12 protein-coding genes are annotated in these 15,485 nt (G+C 57.5%); 4 read left to right on the forward strand and 8 right to left on the reverse strand.

Features of this window, described 5'->3' with window-relative positions; genetic code table 11:
• The first annotated feature begins 112 nt into the window (after positions 1 to 112).
• Positions 113 to 334, forward strand: coding sequence for a DUF3107 domain-containing protein (locus AC1EKG_RS06485; protein ID WP_004807545.1), 222 nt, complete (start codon positions 113 to 115; stop codon positions 332 to 334).
• Here AC1EKG_RS06485 and AC1EKG_RS06490 read toward each other — a convergent pair.
• Positions 331 to 948 carry a ferritin-like fold-containing protein gene (locus AC1EKG_RS06490; RefSeq protein WP_081499191.1) on the reverse strand — a complete coding sequence of 206 codons (618 nt, stop codon included), beginning with the start codon at positions 946 to 948 and terminating at the stop codon, positions 331 to 333. The genes AC1EKG_RS06485 and AC1EKG_RS06490 overlap by 4 nt on opposite strands.
• Positions 949 to 1,118: 170 nt before the next feature.
• Between AC1EKG_RS06490 and AC1EKG_RS06495 the strand changes: the two genes are divergently transcribed.
• On the forward strand, positions 1,119 to 2,666 hold the full coding sequence (locus AC1EKG_RS06495) for a DEAD/DEAH box helicase (RefSeq protein WP_004807540.1): 1,548 nt from the start codon (positions 1,119 to 1,121) through the stop codon (positions 2,664 to 2,666).
• A 17-nt stretch (positions 2,667 to 2,683) separates the two neighbouring features.
• On the opposite strand, the gene AC1EKG_RS06500 is transcribed toward AC1EKG_RS06495, so the two are convergent.
• Entirely contained in the window at positions 2,684 to 3,526 is an 843-nt protein-coding gene (locus tag AC1EKG_RS06500) for a PHP domain-containing protein (protein WP_004807537.1), read from the reverse strand.
• A 50-nt stretch (positions 3,527 to 3,576) separates the two neighbouring features.
• Between AC1EKG_RS06500 and AC1EKG_RS06505 the strand changes: the two genes are divergently transcribed.
• The gene (locus AC1EKG_RS06505) at positions 3,577 to 5,157 is read left to right on the forward strand and encodes an aminopeptidase P family protein (protein WP_004807535.1); all 1,581 of its coding nucleotides are present in this window, start codon (positions 3,577 to 3,579) and stop codon (positions 5,155 to 5,157) included.
• A 67-nt stretch (positions 5,158 to 5,224) separates the two neighbouring features.
• On the opposite strand, the gene AC1EKG_RS06510 is transcribed toward AC1EKG_RS06505, so the two are convergent.
• From AC1EKG_RS06510 to AC1EKG_RS06535, 6 genes are all read right to left on the reverse strand, one after another.
• Complete coding sequence (locus tag AC1EKG_RS06510) at positions 5,225 to 6,973, reverse strand: dipeptide ABC transporter ATP-binding protein (protein WP_004807533.1); 1,749 nt, start codon at positions 6,971 to 6,973, stop codon at positions 5,225 to 5,227.
• The gene (locus AC1EKG_RS06515) at positions 6,973 to 7,914 is read right to left on the reverse strand and encodes an ABC transporter permease (protein ID WP_004807531.1); all 942 of its coding nucleotides are present in this window, start codon (positions 7,912 to 7,914) and stop codon (positions 6,973 to 6,975) included. The genes AC1EKG_RS06510 and AC1EKG_RS06515 overlap by 1 nt, the downstream gene beginning before the upstream one ends.
• Positions 7,907 to 8,833 (reverse strand): ABC transporter permease, encoded by a 927-nt coding sequence (locus tag AC1EKG_RS06520; RefSeq protein ID WP_040315289.1) that lies wholly within the window; start codon positions 8,831 to 8,833, stop codon positions 7,907 to 7,909. Before AC1EKG_RS06520 ends, AC1EKG_RS06515 begins: the two co-directional genes overlap by 8 nt.
• 60 nt (positions 8,834 to 8,893) lie before the next feature.
• Complete coding sequence (locus AC1EKG_RS06525; protein ID WP_004807527.1) at positions 8,894 to 10,534, reverse strand: peptide ABC transporter substrate-binding protein; 1,641 nt, start codon at positions 10,532 to 10,534, stop codon at positions 8,894 to 8,896.
• 395 nt (positions 10,535 to 10,929) lie between these two features.
• Complete coding sequence (locus AC1EKG_RS06530) at positions 10,930 to 12,393, reverse strand: amino acid permease (RefSeq protein ID WP_004807525.1); 1,464 nt, start codon at positions 12,391 to 12,393, stop codon at positions 10,930 to 10,932.
• Between the two features lie 128 nt (positions 12,394 to 12,521).
• Positions 12,522 to 13,523, reverse strand: coding sequence for a sugar-binding transcriptional regulator (locus AC1EKG_RS06535; RefSeq protein WP_231288198.1), 1,002 nt, complete (start codon positions 13,521 to 13,523; stop codon positions 12,522 to 12,524).
• Positions 13,524 to 13,631: 108 nt separating this feature from the next.
• Between AC1EKG_RS06535 and AC1EKG_RS06540 the strand changes: the two genes are divergently transcribed.
• Positions 13,632 to 15,374 carry a glycerol-3-phosphate dehydrogenase/oxidase gene (locus tag AC1EKG_RS06540; RefSeq protein WP_102201666.1) on the forward strand — a complete coding sequence of 581 codons (1,743 nt, stop codon included), beginning with the start codon at positions 13,632 to 13,634 and terminating at the stop codon, positions 15,372 to 15,374.
• The last annotated feature ends 111 nt before the right edge of the window (positions 15,375 to 15,485 follow it).

A 15,485-nucleotide genomic window follows, 5' to 3' on the forward strand; every position in this document is an offset into this window, starting at 1 on the left:
CCAAATACCATATAGGCGACCTCTGTCATCTGATGGCGAACTCCCGAAGCTTGAACCCACCTCCGCTTCTAAAGCCGCTATTGTTTCTACTACATAGCTATAAAGGAGCGGTATGAAGATCAAGATTGGCCTACGCGAAAATTCACGGGAACTAATTGTAAAAACCGACTTGGACGCCCAGGCCTTAGCCCAAGAGATTTCGGCGGCGGCAAAAGAAGCGCGCGCCCTCGTTTTCGAAGCCGAAAAGCAGGACACGGTTATCCTGCCCGCAACCGGGATTGCCTACGTACAGGTTGTGACCGAAGAACCCCGCAAGGTTGGCTTCGGCCTCTAAGCTTTCAATCCCGCCTTGGCCATCCGCTGGCCATGGCGGGCCAACAGAGGGTGTAGGCCCACGGCACTGGCAATGTCCAAATCCAGCTGTTCATCGTAAATACGCGCGACTTTCCGGGCCACGCCTAAAGCCTCACCGACCACGCGCCTGCCCCACAGCGACAGGCGGGATTCCAGCTGTGGATCGGCCTCAGCTCCCTGTTTGATGATGGCTGCAGCCCACTTGCCATGGCCGCCGTCATAGTTTTCTGGGCCGATCTGATCCAGTAGCTCACTAGCATGCAACCTAGAGATCTCGATTGACAGGTCCGAAAGAACTCCGATCAGGATGAATGACTTTACTAGGCGCTCCCACCAATCGCCTGGACGCAGCCTTGCCTCCAGATCGTCGACTATCGAAATGGTGGGCTCCATGAGCTGAGCCATCTGCTCGTCGCTCATTCCACATACTTCCTCGATCCGCCGGAACATGGCGTAGCCCTGCGCGCTCATAGCAGCCAGTGCCACTTTCTGCTCCATATTCGGGGCGAGCGTCATGTCTTTTCCTAACCGCCCTTGCCTGGAAAGGCAGAGGGAACCGAGCAACGAAACAATGCGGGGATCAGAGGTAGTCATGAATCCCACTCTATCGCGTACGGGACTAAAGTATGCGCGCGAACTCTCAACAGTTAGACTAAGTACAGCCCGGTCGTCACGTTAGTAAGTTTCGCGGAAGGGTTCCGCTCCTCATCACGATCGGCTAGTCGGCGTCGAGACGTCCGTCTCCGCCGCATAGAAAGGCTAATATGACTGACTCTGCTGCAGTAGTAAAAATTGAAAACGCAATCGCCCCCAAAGAAGACGTGCAAGCTGACATTACTGACGAGGGCGAAGCGTTAGAACTGCACAAAAAGACTTTCGCCGATTTTGGCGTTTCTGCCTCGATCTGCCAGGCACTGGCTGAAGAAGGCATCACCCATCCTTTCCCGATTCAGGCGCTAACGCTCCCGGTCGCCCTCAAAGGCAACGACATTATCGGGCAGGCAAAGACCGGCACAGGCAAGACTTTAGGCTTTGGCATTCCGGCGCTGGAACAGATCGTTGGCCCACAAGAGGACGGCTACGAGAAGCTGCTGAACGCCGGCTGCCCCCAGGCACTGATCATCCTGCCTACAAGGGAGCTGGCTAAGCAGGTCGCGCGCGATTTGAAGGTGGCGGCAAAGAATCGCTCGGTAAGGATCACTCAGATCTACGGCGGGGTTGCCTTTGAACCGCAGCTGAAGGCTCTTGAGAAGGGCACGGATCTGGTGGTGGGCACTCCCGGGCGCCTAATCGATCTGCTGAAGCACGGAAAGCTGAAGCTTTCTGGCGTCAAAGTAGTGGTACTTGACGAGGCCGACGAGATGCTAGATCTGGGCTTCCTGCCAGATGTGGAGACTCTTCTGTCGCGCACGCCGGCGGGCCGGCACACGATGTTGTTTAGTGCCACCATGCCAGGCGAGGTAATTGCGCTTGCTAGGCGTTACATGAGCCACCCGACCCATATCAGGGCGCAGGATCCCGCAGATCAGAACGCCACGGTCAATTCTGTTAAGCAGGTAGTCTACCGCTGCCACGCAATGAATAAATTGGAAGTGGTCTCGCGCATCCTGCAGGCAAAGGGACGCGGCCTGTCCATCATCTTTACTCGCACTAAGCGCACTGCCGCCCGGTTGGCGGATGATTTGTCCGATCGCGGTTTTGCTGCCGCAGCGCTACACGGAGATTTGGGGCAGGGGGCGCGCGAACAGGCCATGCGCGCCTTCCGCAAAGGCAAGGTGGACGTCCTGGTGGCTACCGATGTGGCAGCCCGTGGCATTGACGTCGATGACGTTACCCACGTGATCAACTACCAGTGCCCGGAAGACGAGAAGATCTACCTACACCGCATCGGCAGGACTGGCCGCGCAGGTGCTTCGGGCACCGCAATCACCTTTGTCGACTGGGATGATGTTCCCAGGTGGAAGCTAATTTCAAAGGCCCTGAACTTGGGCGTCGATACGCCGCTCGAGACCTACCACACCTCGCCGCACCTCTACACCGACCTGGACATCGATCCCGAGGTTACCGGTCGTCTTCCTCGGTCGCAGCGCACGCGAGCCGGGTTGGATGCGGAAGAGGTCGAAGACCTAGGCGAAACCGGGCAACGTTCCGGCGGGCGCGGCCGCAGGCGGTCGAGGCGCAGCTCTGGCTCGCGTCGCCGCTCTACCGGTCGTTCCAAGAATCAAAAGCGCTCGGAAAAGAGCACTGGGGAAAAGCCAAAGCGGGCTCGCCGGCGCCGCAATCGCTCACGTTCGCGCCGCAGCGAAGACTAGCTTTTAGAGCCGGACGGTTAGGGGCGCAGGATGGGTAGTACCCCCTGCGCCTCTATCTTTTCCAGCACCGCTTCGGCGGTAGTATTTTCCGCTAGCTGATTAGGCTTGCCGGTGCCGTGGTAGTCAGAGGAACCGGTTATTTCCAACCCGTAGTGCTGCGCCATTGTGATTACTGCTTGCCGCATCTCTGGAGTGTGGTCGCGATGGTTGGCTTCCAAAGCAAATAGGCCGGCCTCTACCATGTTGGCTAATACCGTGGTTGGCACCAGCTTCTGCCTGGAGGTGGCGCGCGGGTGCGCCCATACCGGCACTCCCCCTGCCCGCCGGATGGCCGCAGTTGCCTCTACTGGATCCGGGGCCCAGTGCTGGACGTAGTACTTGTGGCTTGGGTGCAGTACCTTTTGGAAAGCTTCCGTTCGATTTGCAAAAGCTCCTATAGCCACCAGCGCATCGGCAATGTGAGGACGCCCCACGACTCCGCCCTCGGGGGCAAGCGCGGCCACCTGCTGCCAGGTAATAGGAAAGTCCGCAGCCAGATTCTGTACGATCCGTTCTGCCCGGTGAAGCCGCGAGTCGCGGCACTTCTTAAAGAACCCCTGCAAGGTGGCATCTGCGGGGTCAAATAAATAAGCCAACAGATGAACTGTGCGCCCTGATGCCGCGCAACTTATCTCGGTCCCCCGCAACAGTGCCACCCCTGTTTCGGCTACGCAGTCTGCTGCTTCCTCCCAACCAGCTTGCGTGTCATGGTCGGTCAAACCGAGCACATCAATTCCGCACGCGGCGCCTTTGCGCATCAGTTCAGCTGGCTTATCCGTGCCATCGGAACGAAGGGAATGGGTATGCGGATCGATTTTCATACTTTCAGAATACAGTTCACCAAAATTATTGTGCGTGGCACAATGAGGTTATGACCGAAAAAGAAGACGTAATTAACGAAGATAAACAGGAATTGTCCGACCGCGTCAACAATAGGTCCAGGCGCGCAGATTCCATTGCTTTTCGGGAGTTCATTGGAACCCAGTGGGCACCGCGTTCAACTCAGAAACCGGAAAGGGGCGGGGCAGCCGATTATCTGCCTGCCCGCCACACGAAGCTTGGCAAGGAATTCAGGGGCGAACGCCTAGTCATTCCGGCCGGCCAGTACAAGGTCCGCAATAACGATTGCGACTACCGGTTCCGTGCTCACTCGGCGTTTGCACACCTGACTGGCCTTGGTGGCGAGCAGGAACCCGACGCAGTGCTGGTATTGGAACCACTGACCGACAAAGAGGGCAATCTGCTTGCCGGTAGGGAAATTCCTGAGGGCTACCCGGAAGATGCCACTCACGTCGGCGTCCTCTACTTCAAGCCCAGGGCACCGCGTAGCTCTGAAGAGTTCTACGCCGATTCGCGCTACGGCGAATTCTGGGTTGGGGCCCGCCCGTCGCTGGAAGACATGGAAGCAGCTACCGGTCTGCAGTGTGCACATATCGACTCCTTTGCGGACGCGCTTGCAAAGGATGCAGGCCAGATCTCGCTGCGAGTCATCGCGGGCCAGGACACGAACGTGGACGCCCAGGTGAATCAGGTTCGCCAGAGCGCCGGCCTGGCTCATGGAGCCGAGGCGAAGTCGCTCGATGACGCCCTTGAAGAGGCTACTTCCACGATCCGCCTGCAAAAAGATGATTACGAACTGGACGAGCTGCGCCACTCCATTGCAATGACCAAGCGCGGTTTTGAAGAGATCATCAAGTCCCTTCCCCGAGCCACCAAGCACTGGCGCGGCGAGCGCGTGATTGAGGGCGCTTTCGGTGCGGTTGCTCGCGAAGAAGGCAACGGCCTCGGCTACGACACCATCGCTGCAGCCGGCAACCACGCCAATACCTTGCACTGGATCGACAACGACGGCAAGGTGAACGAGGGCGAACTTGTGCTTGTGGACGCAGGCATCGAAGCTGATTCTTTGTACACCGCCGACATCACGCGTACCCTACCTATCTCGGGCAAGTTCTCGCCCGAGCAGGCCAAGGTTTACAACGCGGTACTGGATGCCTGCGAGGCCGCTCTGGCCAAGGCTAACGAACCCGGCGCGCTGTTCCGCGACGTCCATGACGCCGCCATGGAGGTCTTGGCTCACCACCTAGACGAATGGGGCATGTTGCCGGTCTCTGTCGAGGAGGCGATCTCGGAAGAAGGCCAGCAGCACCGCAGGTGGATGCCTCACGGCACTAGTCACCACCTTGGACTGGACGTCCACGATTGCGCCCAGGCGAAGAAGGAATTGTACTTGGATGCCGAGCTGAAGCCCGGCATGGTGTTCACGATCGAACCTGGCCTCTACTTCAACCAGGACGATCTGGCAGTTCCTGAAGAGCTACGAGGCATTGGCGTGCGCATTGAGGACGACATTGTCATTACCGCCGACGGCAAGGCGCAGCGGCTAAGCGAGGACATTCCCCGCACAGTCGAGGCCGTAGAGGCCTGGATAGCCGATGTGCAAGGCAAGTAGCCCAGGCAAGTAAGCCGATATAGAAATGGCCCCCAAGGATTCCTTGGGGGCCATCTTCTTGCCTAGCCTATTTGGTTTTGTTACCCATGATTGCTTCCACGTAGTCGGTACGGCCGGCCAACAGCGAACCGCCTGGGACGGCTTCGATCAGCTCGCGGGTGTACTGCGTGGAGGGGTTGTCGAAGATGTTGTCGGCAGGCCCCTGCTCGACAACCTTGCCCGATTCCATCACCACGATGTCGTCGGCGTTTTCGCGCACTACAGCAAGGTCGTGGGTGATGAACAGGTAGGTTAGGTTCATCTGTGCCTGCAGATCGTTTAGTAGGTGCAGGATCTGATCCTGTACCAACACGTCGAGGGCGGATACGGCCTCGTCGAGGACGACCACTTCGGGCTGCAACGCGAGTGCCCTAGCGATGGCTACGCGCTGGCGCTGTCCGCCAGAGAGCTCGTTGGGGTACCTACGCATTGCCGACTTCGGTAGGGCTACTAGGTCTAGCAGTCTTGCTACGCGGGCTTCACGTTCTTTCCTGTTCCCCAGCTTGTGGGTGATCAGTGGCTCTTCGATGCAGCGGTAGACCGAATACATCGGGTCCAAAGATCCGTAGGGGTTCTGGAAGACGACGGCAAGCTTGCGCCGCATGTCGAACAGTTCCTTGCGCCCCAGGGTCGATAGGTCGGTCCCCTTGTAGTAGACCTTGCCTTCGGTGGGATCGATCAGGTTCAGGATGATGTTGGCGACCGTGGACTTACCGGAGCCGGACTCGCCTACCACGGCGGTGGTGGTGCCGCGTCGGACGGCGAAGGACACGTTGTCTACGGCCTTCAGTATCTTGTCTTCTCCCTTGGCGCCGCGCACGTCGAAGATCTTGGTTAGGTTTTCGACGCGGATAACTTCTTCTTTTGCCTTTGAGCCGGCGTGGGCGCCAAGCAGTTCCTCTTCCGAGTCGTGTCCGGCTGCGTGCGCACTTTGAATGCGGTGCGATGCCAGCGAGGGCGCTGCCTTTACTAGTCGCTGCGTGTAGGGGTGGGTCGGGTTGGTCAGAATTTCCTTTGACGGACCAGACTCGACCACGCGCCCACGGTGCATTACTACAAGGTGTGATGCCCGCTCGGCTGCTAGGCCGAGGTCGTGGGTGATGAATAGTACAGCGGTGCCGTATTCCTTGGTCAGCTTCTCTAGGTGATCCAGGATGCGTGCCTGTACGGTCACGTCGAGGGCGGAAGTAGGTTCGTCAGCGATCAGCAGCTTAGGTTCTGAGGAAAGGCCTATGCCGATCAGTGCGCGCTGGCGCATGCCGCCTGAGAATTCGTGCGGGAACTGTCCGGCGCGCCGGTCGGCGTCCGGCAAGCCAGCCTCTTCCAAGATCTCGACGGTCCGCTTCTTTATGTCTTTGTCCGGTACCGTCTTGTTGGCGTGCAGACCTTCGGCAACCTGGGTGCCAATTCGCCATACCGGGTTTAGGTTGCTCATGGGATCTTGGGGCACCATGCCGATCTGGCTGCCACGCAGCTTGATCAGTTCTTTTTCGGACAGGTTGGTGATGTCCCTGCCATCGAACTCGATGGTGCCGCCGGTTACCTTGCCGGTGCCGGGAAGTAACCCGATGAGCGCTGCCGCGGTGGTGGATTTCCCGGATCCCGACTCGCCCACGATTGCGATCGACTGACCGGGGTAGATGGTCAGGTTGGCTTTGCGGACGGCAGGTACCATTCCCGTGGAGGATCGGAAGGCGACCTCTAGGTCGGTGACTCGAAGTAGCGGCTGTCCCGGCCCGCCGGTGGTGGGCGTGAATTGAACTTTGGAGTTACTCATTACTTCCTCGCCTTCGGATCCAGAGCATCACGCACTACGTCGCCCATCATGATGAAGGACAGTACGGTAATTGCCAGCGCGATGGACGGGTAGAACAGGATCATTGGGTTGGTGCGCAGCGACATCTGTGCCTTTGCAATGTCTCCGCCCCAGGAGACCACGTTGGTGGGCAGACCCACTCCCAGGAAGGACAGGGTTGCTTCGGTAACGATGAAGGTACCGAGTGCCACGGTCGCATATACGATCACTGGGGCTGCGGAGTTGGGCAGGATATGCTTGGTCAGAATCTTCCAGCCGGACACCCCAAGGGCTCTGGCGGCGGTTACGAATTCTTCGTTCTTGACAGTCATCACGCTACCGCGGGTGATGCGCGCAATTTGTGGCCAGCCGAAGGCCGCCAGGATCATTACGACCATCCACACTGTGCGGTGTTCTTTAAACAGCTGCATGATTACGATGGCTGCCAGGATGAACGGGATCGCGAAGAAGATGTCGGTGACGCGGGAGAGGAGGGTGTCAATCCAGCCGCCGAAGTAACCGGCAAGGGCGCCAAAGATAACGCCGAGGACGGACACGACTATGGTGGTGAGCACACCGACCAGCACCGAGGTGCGGGCGCCGTGGATGACGCGCGAGTATACGTCACAACCCTGCCGATCGAAGCCGAAGGGGTGCCCCGGCGCGGAGGCGGCCGAGGACTTGGAGAGTTCGCAGAAGTTTGGGTCGACGGACGAGAAGAGTCCAGGGAAGGCGGCTACGATCAGCACAATTGCGATGATGACTGCCGACACCCAGAACAGCGGGCGCCTACGGAGGTAGCGCCATGCTTCGCCCCACATGGACGAGGGCGCGCTCTCGTCTGCTACTGCGTCCACGGCGCCCAGACCAGTTTCGTCTATTTCGCTTACTTGGTGTGCCTGTTCGGGGTAGATGTTAGACATAGCGAATCCTTGGGTCTAGAGCTGCGTAGAGGAGGTCAACTAGCAGGTTGGCCACAATGTACACCAGGACGAGCACGGTGGTGAATGAAACCACGGTGGATGGTTCGCCTTTGATAATTGCCTGGTAGAGCGTGCCACCGACACCGTTGATGGCAAAGATACCTTCGGTGACAATTGCGCCGCCCATCAGCGATCCGAGGTCTGCACCGAGGAACGTTATGACAGGGATGAGTGAATTGCGTAGGATGTGGCGTCGCATTACTGCGCCGTTATCTAGGCCCTTAGCCCGGGCGGTGCGGACGTAGTCCCTGCTTAGGTGTTCGCTGACAGACTGGCGGGTTAGTCGCAGCACGTAGGCGAACGATACTGCCCCCAGCACGATAGCGGGTAGCAGTAGGGAGGTGAAGGTGACGTTTGAGCCAACAGTGATTGGAAGCACTCCGAGTTTTACACCGAAGAGGAACTGCAGCACGAAGCCGATTACGAAGGTGGGGACCGAGATAACAATCAGGGACATGACCAGGACGGTCGAGTCGAAGATGCCGCCGCGGCGTATGCCAGCGAATACACCGAAGCCTATGCCGAGGACGGCTTCGAAGATCAGTGCCATAACGGCAAGTTGGATTGTTACCGGAAAGGCACCGGCCATCACGTCGAGGACGGGACGTCCCGAGAAGGTGGTGCCGAAGTCTAGGGTGAGGATGCCCTTCAAGTACAGCAGGTATTGCACGATTAAGGGCTTGTCGAGGTTGTATTCAGCTCGGATTTGCGCTGCAATGGCCGGGTTTAGGCCTCGGTCTCCGCCAAGGGCGGCAACCGGGTCACCAGGCATAAGGAAGACCATCGCATATATCAAGAGTGTGGCGCCGAAGAATACCGGAATTGCCTGGAGGAGGCGCCTAAGTATGTATTTTCCCATTCTGTTCCTCATGACAGGACGATGCGGGGCCACCGGGCCCCGCATCAAACCTACTGATAGTTACTTCTTTTCGATCTGGTAGTACAGCGGGAAGGAGTCCCAACCAAATTCGACGTTTGTAACCTTCGTGGAGTAGCCGCCGTTGACGTTCGAGTACCAGAGCGGGATGGCTGGAAGATCCTTGAGCAGGATCCCCTGAGCCTCATCATACTTCTTGTTGGCCTTGGCCTTATCGGACTGTAGCGAGCCTTCGGTGACTAGACGGTCAAAATCCTTGTTGGAGTAGCGAGCGTCGTTCGAGGGAGCGCCAGTCTTGAAGACCGGGGCCAGGAAGTTGAACACCCCCGGGTAGTCGGCCTGCCAGCCGGCACGGAAACCGGACTGCAAGGCGTGGTTGGTAACGTCGTCACGCATGGACTTGAAGTCGGGGTATGCCTTGCCCTGGGCATTGATGCCGAGGTTGTTCTTCAGCTGGTTGCAGACTGCATCTACCCATGCCTGGTGTCCGCCGTCAGAGTTGTAGGCGAGTTCGAATGTGCCGTCGTACTTCTTGATGGCATCTGCCTTCTGCCACAGATCCTTAGCGGCCTTGGCGTCGAATTTCAGTACGTCGTTGCCAGGTAGGTTTTCATTGTAGCCGTCAACAGTCGGAGAGGTGAAGTCCTTGGCCGGGGTGCGGGTGGATTTGAAGATAGTCTTGGTGATTTCTTCACGGTCGATAGCTTTAGAAAGTGCTGCTCGGCGCAGGCGGCCTTCCTCATCCATGCCGAAGTGCGGAGCGTTCACATCAATTGTGAAGTTCTGGAACACGGCGGCGGGCTGGTTTACAGCTCGATCTCCAAGATCCTTCTGGTACGACTCGAAGGCGGAATCCGGAATAGCGTCGATGACGTCGATTTCATCGCTCAGCAACTTCTGGTATGCAGCATCCTGCTGAGCGAATACCTGGAAGCTGATGCCCTTGTTCTTAGGCTTGCGCGGTCCGTCGTAGTTTTCGTTGGGTACCAAATCAATCTTTTCGTTGTGTACCCACCCATCTTTTTCGGCCAACTTATAGGGGCCTGAGCAGACCGGATTCTGGCCGAACGCCTTCATGTCCTTGTAAGCCACATCAGGAAGCGGGGCAAATGCCTGGTAGCCGAGTCGGTCGGCAAAGTCAGGCGTCGACCCATTTAGTTCCGCAGTAAAGGTAGTGTCATCTACTACTTTCAAGCCGTCCATTTTTGGAACGTCTGGGGCTTGGGCACCTTCTTTTTCGGGAGCCGCAGTGTAGCCCTTGATTGCTTCAAAGAAGGGGGCTTGCGTCTGCGCATTCTTCGGATTGGCCGACCAGTTCCACGCGTCGACGAAGTTCTTCGCCTTCAGATCCGAGCCGTCAGAGAACTTGAGCCCCTTCTTTAGTTTGAAAGTGAACTTGGTGAAGTCACCGTTGTGTTCAATAGAATCGGCTAGTTCGTTTTCGGTCTTCCCGTCCTTGGTGTAGTAGACCAGTCCCGCGTTAATGTTCGTCAAGACTCGGCCGCCACCTACTTCGTTTGTTGCGGAGGGGATGAGAGGATTTTGGGGTTCAGAAATGTTTGCAGTAACGACCTGCGCCCCGTCGCCACCTGCGTTTGAACCGGAACCTGACCCGCCACATGCGGAAAGGGTCAGCGTTAACGCGGCGGCGGAAACTAGGGCAAGAATGCGCTTATTTTTCACTATTTCCTCCGGGATAGGCCGGAGCGCCCCTGCAAGTGGGGTAAAGGGATTTTTACTCCACCGGAGGTCTCCGTTGGTTTATTCTACTAACGAAGGTAAAGGCTTTTCCAAATCCAGATTAGATTTCTCCAATGTATCCCCTCCTTGGCCGCTCCTTTTCCGCGCCGATCAAGGCTTTTGCGATATCTCACAGTATGGACACAAAGTTCCTAAAGAATTTCCTAATGAGTATTTCAAGAACTCACAAAAGTCCCATTTCTAGAACTTTTAGTCGGGCAAACCCCTTTTTGCGGGACTTTCCCCACCTAGAAGCGTTGCAGCGACTAGTACCGCCCGATATGGCATACAAAAGCGGGGAGGCATCGCTCCTCCCCGCTAGAGATTGATTCGTTGATTTAGCGTTCCGGTCTGCTTAGGTCAGCCTCCTTGGGACTCACCGCTGGCGCCCGAGTAACCAGCTTATGAATTGCCCAAATTGCCAAGAAGATAGGCAAGCCAATGTAGCTAGTAAGCAGGGTCGTAAAGTCACCGCGCCCTAGCAAGGCTTCGTAGTTTTGCCCGAGTATCACGACGATGCACATGATGAGGGCAATAATCGGCCCAAGCGGGAAAAAGGACGACTTGTACGGCAATTCGTCTAGAGAGTGCCCCTGCGCTAGGAATGCTTTCCGGAAGCGCAGGTGGGACCATGCAACCGCCACCCAAGTAATAAAACCAGCCAGACCGGAGGCATTAACGAGCCAGGTGTAGGCTCCCCCGTCTCCGATAAGAGAGGTGAGGAAGCATGCCGCTCCCACCATGGTGGTTGCAATTAGTGCGGGCACCGGTACCCCATGGGAAGAGGTCGAGGCGAATACGCGCGGAGCCTTGCCAGACTTGGCTAGCGCGTAGAGCATGCGCGTAGAGGCGTAGAGCCCGGAGTTTCCTGCCGACAGAACCGAGGTCAAGATGACGGCGTTCATCACCGCTGCTGCCGCCGCAATACCGGCGTTGTGGAATACGAGGGTAAAGGGGCTCACTGACAAGTTGTCGACGTCGGCGTTCAAGAGATCCGGGTTGGTATACGGAATAAGGAAGCCGATTACTGCAATGGCGCCAATGTAAAACAGCAAGATTCGCCAAAAAATAGAACGGATTGCACGCGGAATCGTTTCGCTGGGGTTTTCGGCCTCCCCCGCCGCGACCCCGACCAGTTCAGTGCCTTGAAACGAAAAGCCGGCAATCATGAATACCGAGAGCACGCCCATTCCCCCGTTAACGAAGGGCGCATCTCCAACTGTCCAGTTCTTAAAACCTGGGGAGGGCGATCCCATAATGCCCAAAATCATCCCCAGTCCGAGCACTAAGAACACGCAGACGGTAACCACCTTGATGGTAGCGAACCAGAACTCGCCCTCGCCATATGCTCGGGCAGAGACAGAATTCAGTACTACAAGCAACGCTAGGAAGATCGCAGACCATATCCAGGACGGCACATTGGGGGCCCAATACTTCATCACCAACGCCGCTGCGACGAGCTCAGCGGCCACCGTGATCGCCCAGTTGTACCAGTAGTTCCACCCGATAGCGAAACCGAAGGAAGGGCTAATAAAACGGGTTCCATAGTCTTCAAAGGAACCCGTTGTAGGAATATACGTTGCCATCTCGCCCAGCGACTGCATGAGCAGGTACACCATGATCCCGATCAGTGCGTAGGCCAGCAGAGCCCCTCCCGGGCCCGCGTCAGAAATGGTTGCACCAGATGCGACAAAGAGGCCGGTGCCAATAGCCCCGCCAATGGCGATCATATTTAGGTGTCGAGCTCTGAGGGATCGCTGCAAGTCAGTGCTGCCGCTTGCAGCTGCTTCAATGTCCGCCATAGTCCACCTCAAAACACATCTATCGATTTAGAATTGCTAGATCCAATCGAGCATAAGAGCATTCTGCCGCAGATTCAAAGCCTTAGTCGATACCGTTGCCAAACTGAGACATATCTTCCACAAAAATATCATTTAGCCCTGTTCGCGAGCTTCCATACCAGTTCAGCCGTAGGGCGATCACAAACCAGGTCGGTCATCACTCCAGCATTCAACGCGGCCAGCAGCGCCTCCGCTTTCGCAGGCCCAGCCACTACACACAGGCGGCGCGGAATGCGGGCGAGCATCGCAGGGTTTGGCCCGGACGCCCTCTTATTGAGTTCTATGTTGCGCCACGTGCCATCCTTCTTTAGGAGCACGGTACACACGTCCCCTACTACCCCGCCTTTTGAAAGGCTGTATACCTCTTTAGTCGAAAGGTAGCCGGCCGAATAGACGTGGGAAGGCATTTCCCCTTTAAACGCCCCCACCCCAAAAACGGCAACGGAGGTCTTCCGCTGATACTCAAGCACGCGCTTGACGGCGCTTTCCTGCCACATGGCTTTCTTTGTGTCTGCTTTGTCGAAGAAAGCGGGCACCGGAAAGTGGATTACGTTGGCATTCCACCGGTCAGCCGCCTGCGACAGGATGAAGCCAACATGGGCACTGCCGGAACTAGTAGTGGAGACCGCACCATTCAGCTGCACCACGGATACACCCCCGAGGTCGCGCGAGGGCAGGTGCTGGACCACTTCCGAGGTGGTGTTGCCCCAGGCAATCCCCACCGTGTCCCCACTTTGCACCATCTGGTCTAGCGCGCCCGCGGCCACCTTAGAAACCACTTGCAGCAGGCGATTCTGGCTAAGAGTGGATTCCACGTCGACGATTTGCACGTCTACGTGGAAGCGTTGCTTGAGTTTCATTGTCAAAACCGATTCGGAGGAAAAAGGAGGGCGAATCGTAATCTGTACAATCCCGCTCTTTCGGGCATAGGCAAGCAGCCTGGAGACGGTAGAGCGAGAAACACCCAACTTCTTAGAAATAGCCGCCATTGTCTGAGATTCGGCATAGTACAACACTGCCGCCTTGCGCGCAGCCTCGGCCTTGGCCTTCCCCTCAGTCACCAACGCATGCTGACCAGACATTTTATTCATACTTCAAAGTATAGCTGCACATATGTGCAAATAGATTGCACATATGACCTAGGTCCGAAACAATGGAAAAAAGCTGCAACAGTGACTCACCCAACAAAGGAGTTAGTAATGACAGAAGGTGCGCTAAATCTTCAGCACCGCCAACAGGCACTTGAAGAAATGGCAAATGGTGAAGAGCTGGACATCCTCGTTCTCGGCGGCGGCGTAACTGGCGCGGGCATTGCTTATGACGCGGCGCTGCGCGGCCTGCGCGTCGGCATCGTTGAGGCACAGGACTGGGCATCCGGCACGTCCTCCCGTTCTTCCAAGCTGGTTCACGGCGGTCTCCGTTACCTCTACCAGCTTGATTTCAAGCTGGTCCACGAAGCACTGACCGAACGTGGCCTGCTGCTCGAAACCACCGCTCCGCACTTGGTGAAGAAGCTTCCGCTACTGTGGCCTTTCAAGACTCCCGTTATCGAGCGCGCCTACTCCACCGTCGGTGTCGGCATGTACGACGCAATGGCCCAGATGGCCCACCGCGGCTCCGCACCAATCCAGCGGCACGTCACCCGCAAGGGCGCCCTCGAGCTGGTCCCCGACCTAAGGCGCGATTCCCTGATCGGCGCAATGGTTTACTACGACGCTCGCGTTGACGACGCTCGCCTGGTTGTAAACCTGGTCCGTTCCGCGGTCGACTACGGCGCACTTGCCGCTTCGCGCACCATGGTCACTGACATGTCCAAGGATGCAACCGGACGCGTCACTGGCGCCACCATCCGCGATCTGGAAAATGACAAGGAATACCAGGTTCGCGCCCGCACCATCATCAACGCTTCCGGCGTCTGGACCGAAAAGACCGAGGCAATGGGCGGCACCGAGGGCGGCCTGAAGGTACTGGCCTCCAAGGGCATTCACATCGTTGTTCCCAAGGAACGTATCAAGGGCAAGACCGGCATGTTCGTGCGTACTGAAAAGTCCGTGCTGTTCATCATCCCGTGGAAGCGCTACTGGATCATCGGCACCACCGACACCAAGTACGTCGAGGACCTGCGCAACCCGGTCGCCAACAAGACCGATATCGACTATGTACTGGACCAGGCGAACAAGGTTCTGAACGACCCGCTCACCCACGACGACATTATTGGCGTCTACGCAGGCCTGCGCCCGCTGCTGCAGCCGGGCACCAAGGACGGCGATTCTGCTAAGTCCACAAAGGTTTCGCGCGAGCACACCGTGACCGAGGCAGCCCCCGGCCTGGTTGTCATTGCCGGTGGCAAGCTGACCACCTACCGCCCGATGGCGGAGGATGCAGTTGACTTTGCCCTTGGCGATCGTGCCAAGTCGCTGAAGTCGCTGACGGCCACTACCCCGCTTCGTGGCGCCGAGGGCTACCACGCACTGTGGAACCGCAGGCGCGCATTGGCATCCGACTCTGGACTGTCGGTAGAGCACATCGAAGATATGCTGGACCGCTACGGCTCGGATATCGAGCTGGTTCTGGCTTCGATCAAGGAAGACGAATCGCTGGCTAAGGAACTGCAGGGCGCTCCTGAATATCTGCGCGCCGAAGTTGCTTTCGCAGTCACCCACGAGGGCGCCATGCACCTCGAGGACGTGCTGTGCCACCGCATCCGCCTCACCTATGAGCATAGGGATCACGGCTTGTCCGCCCTCGAGGAGATCGCCTCGATCATGGCGCAGCTGCTCGGCTGGGACGACAAGAAGAAGAAGTTCGAGATCGATTCCTACACCGCTCGGGTGCAGTCCGAAGAAAAGGCACGCACCGCCACCGACGATGCCTCCTCGCAGGCAATTCGCGACCACATTGGCGACGTGACTGACTTCTACCCGCTGAAGAGCGAAAACTAAACATTTTCCCCCGCCGCTTCGGGAACTGGTTGGTTCTCCCGGCGGGGGATCTTTATACTTCGGTCGGTTCAAAGACGAATCGGCCCAGATGGGCCGGCATGCCAGGGTACG

It is taken from the genome of Winkia sp. C0117E2 (assembly GCF_056590455.1).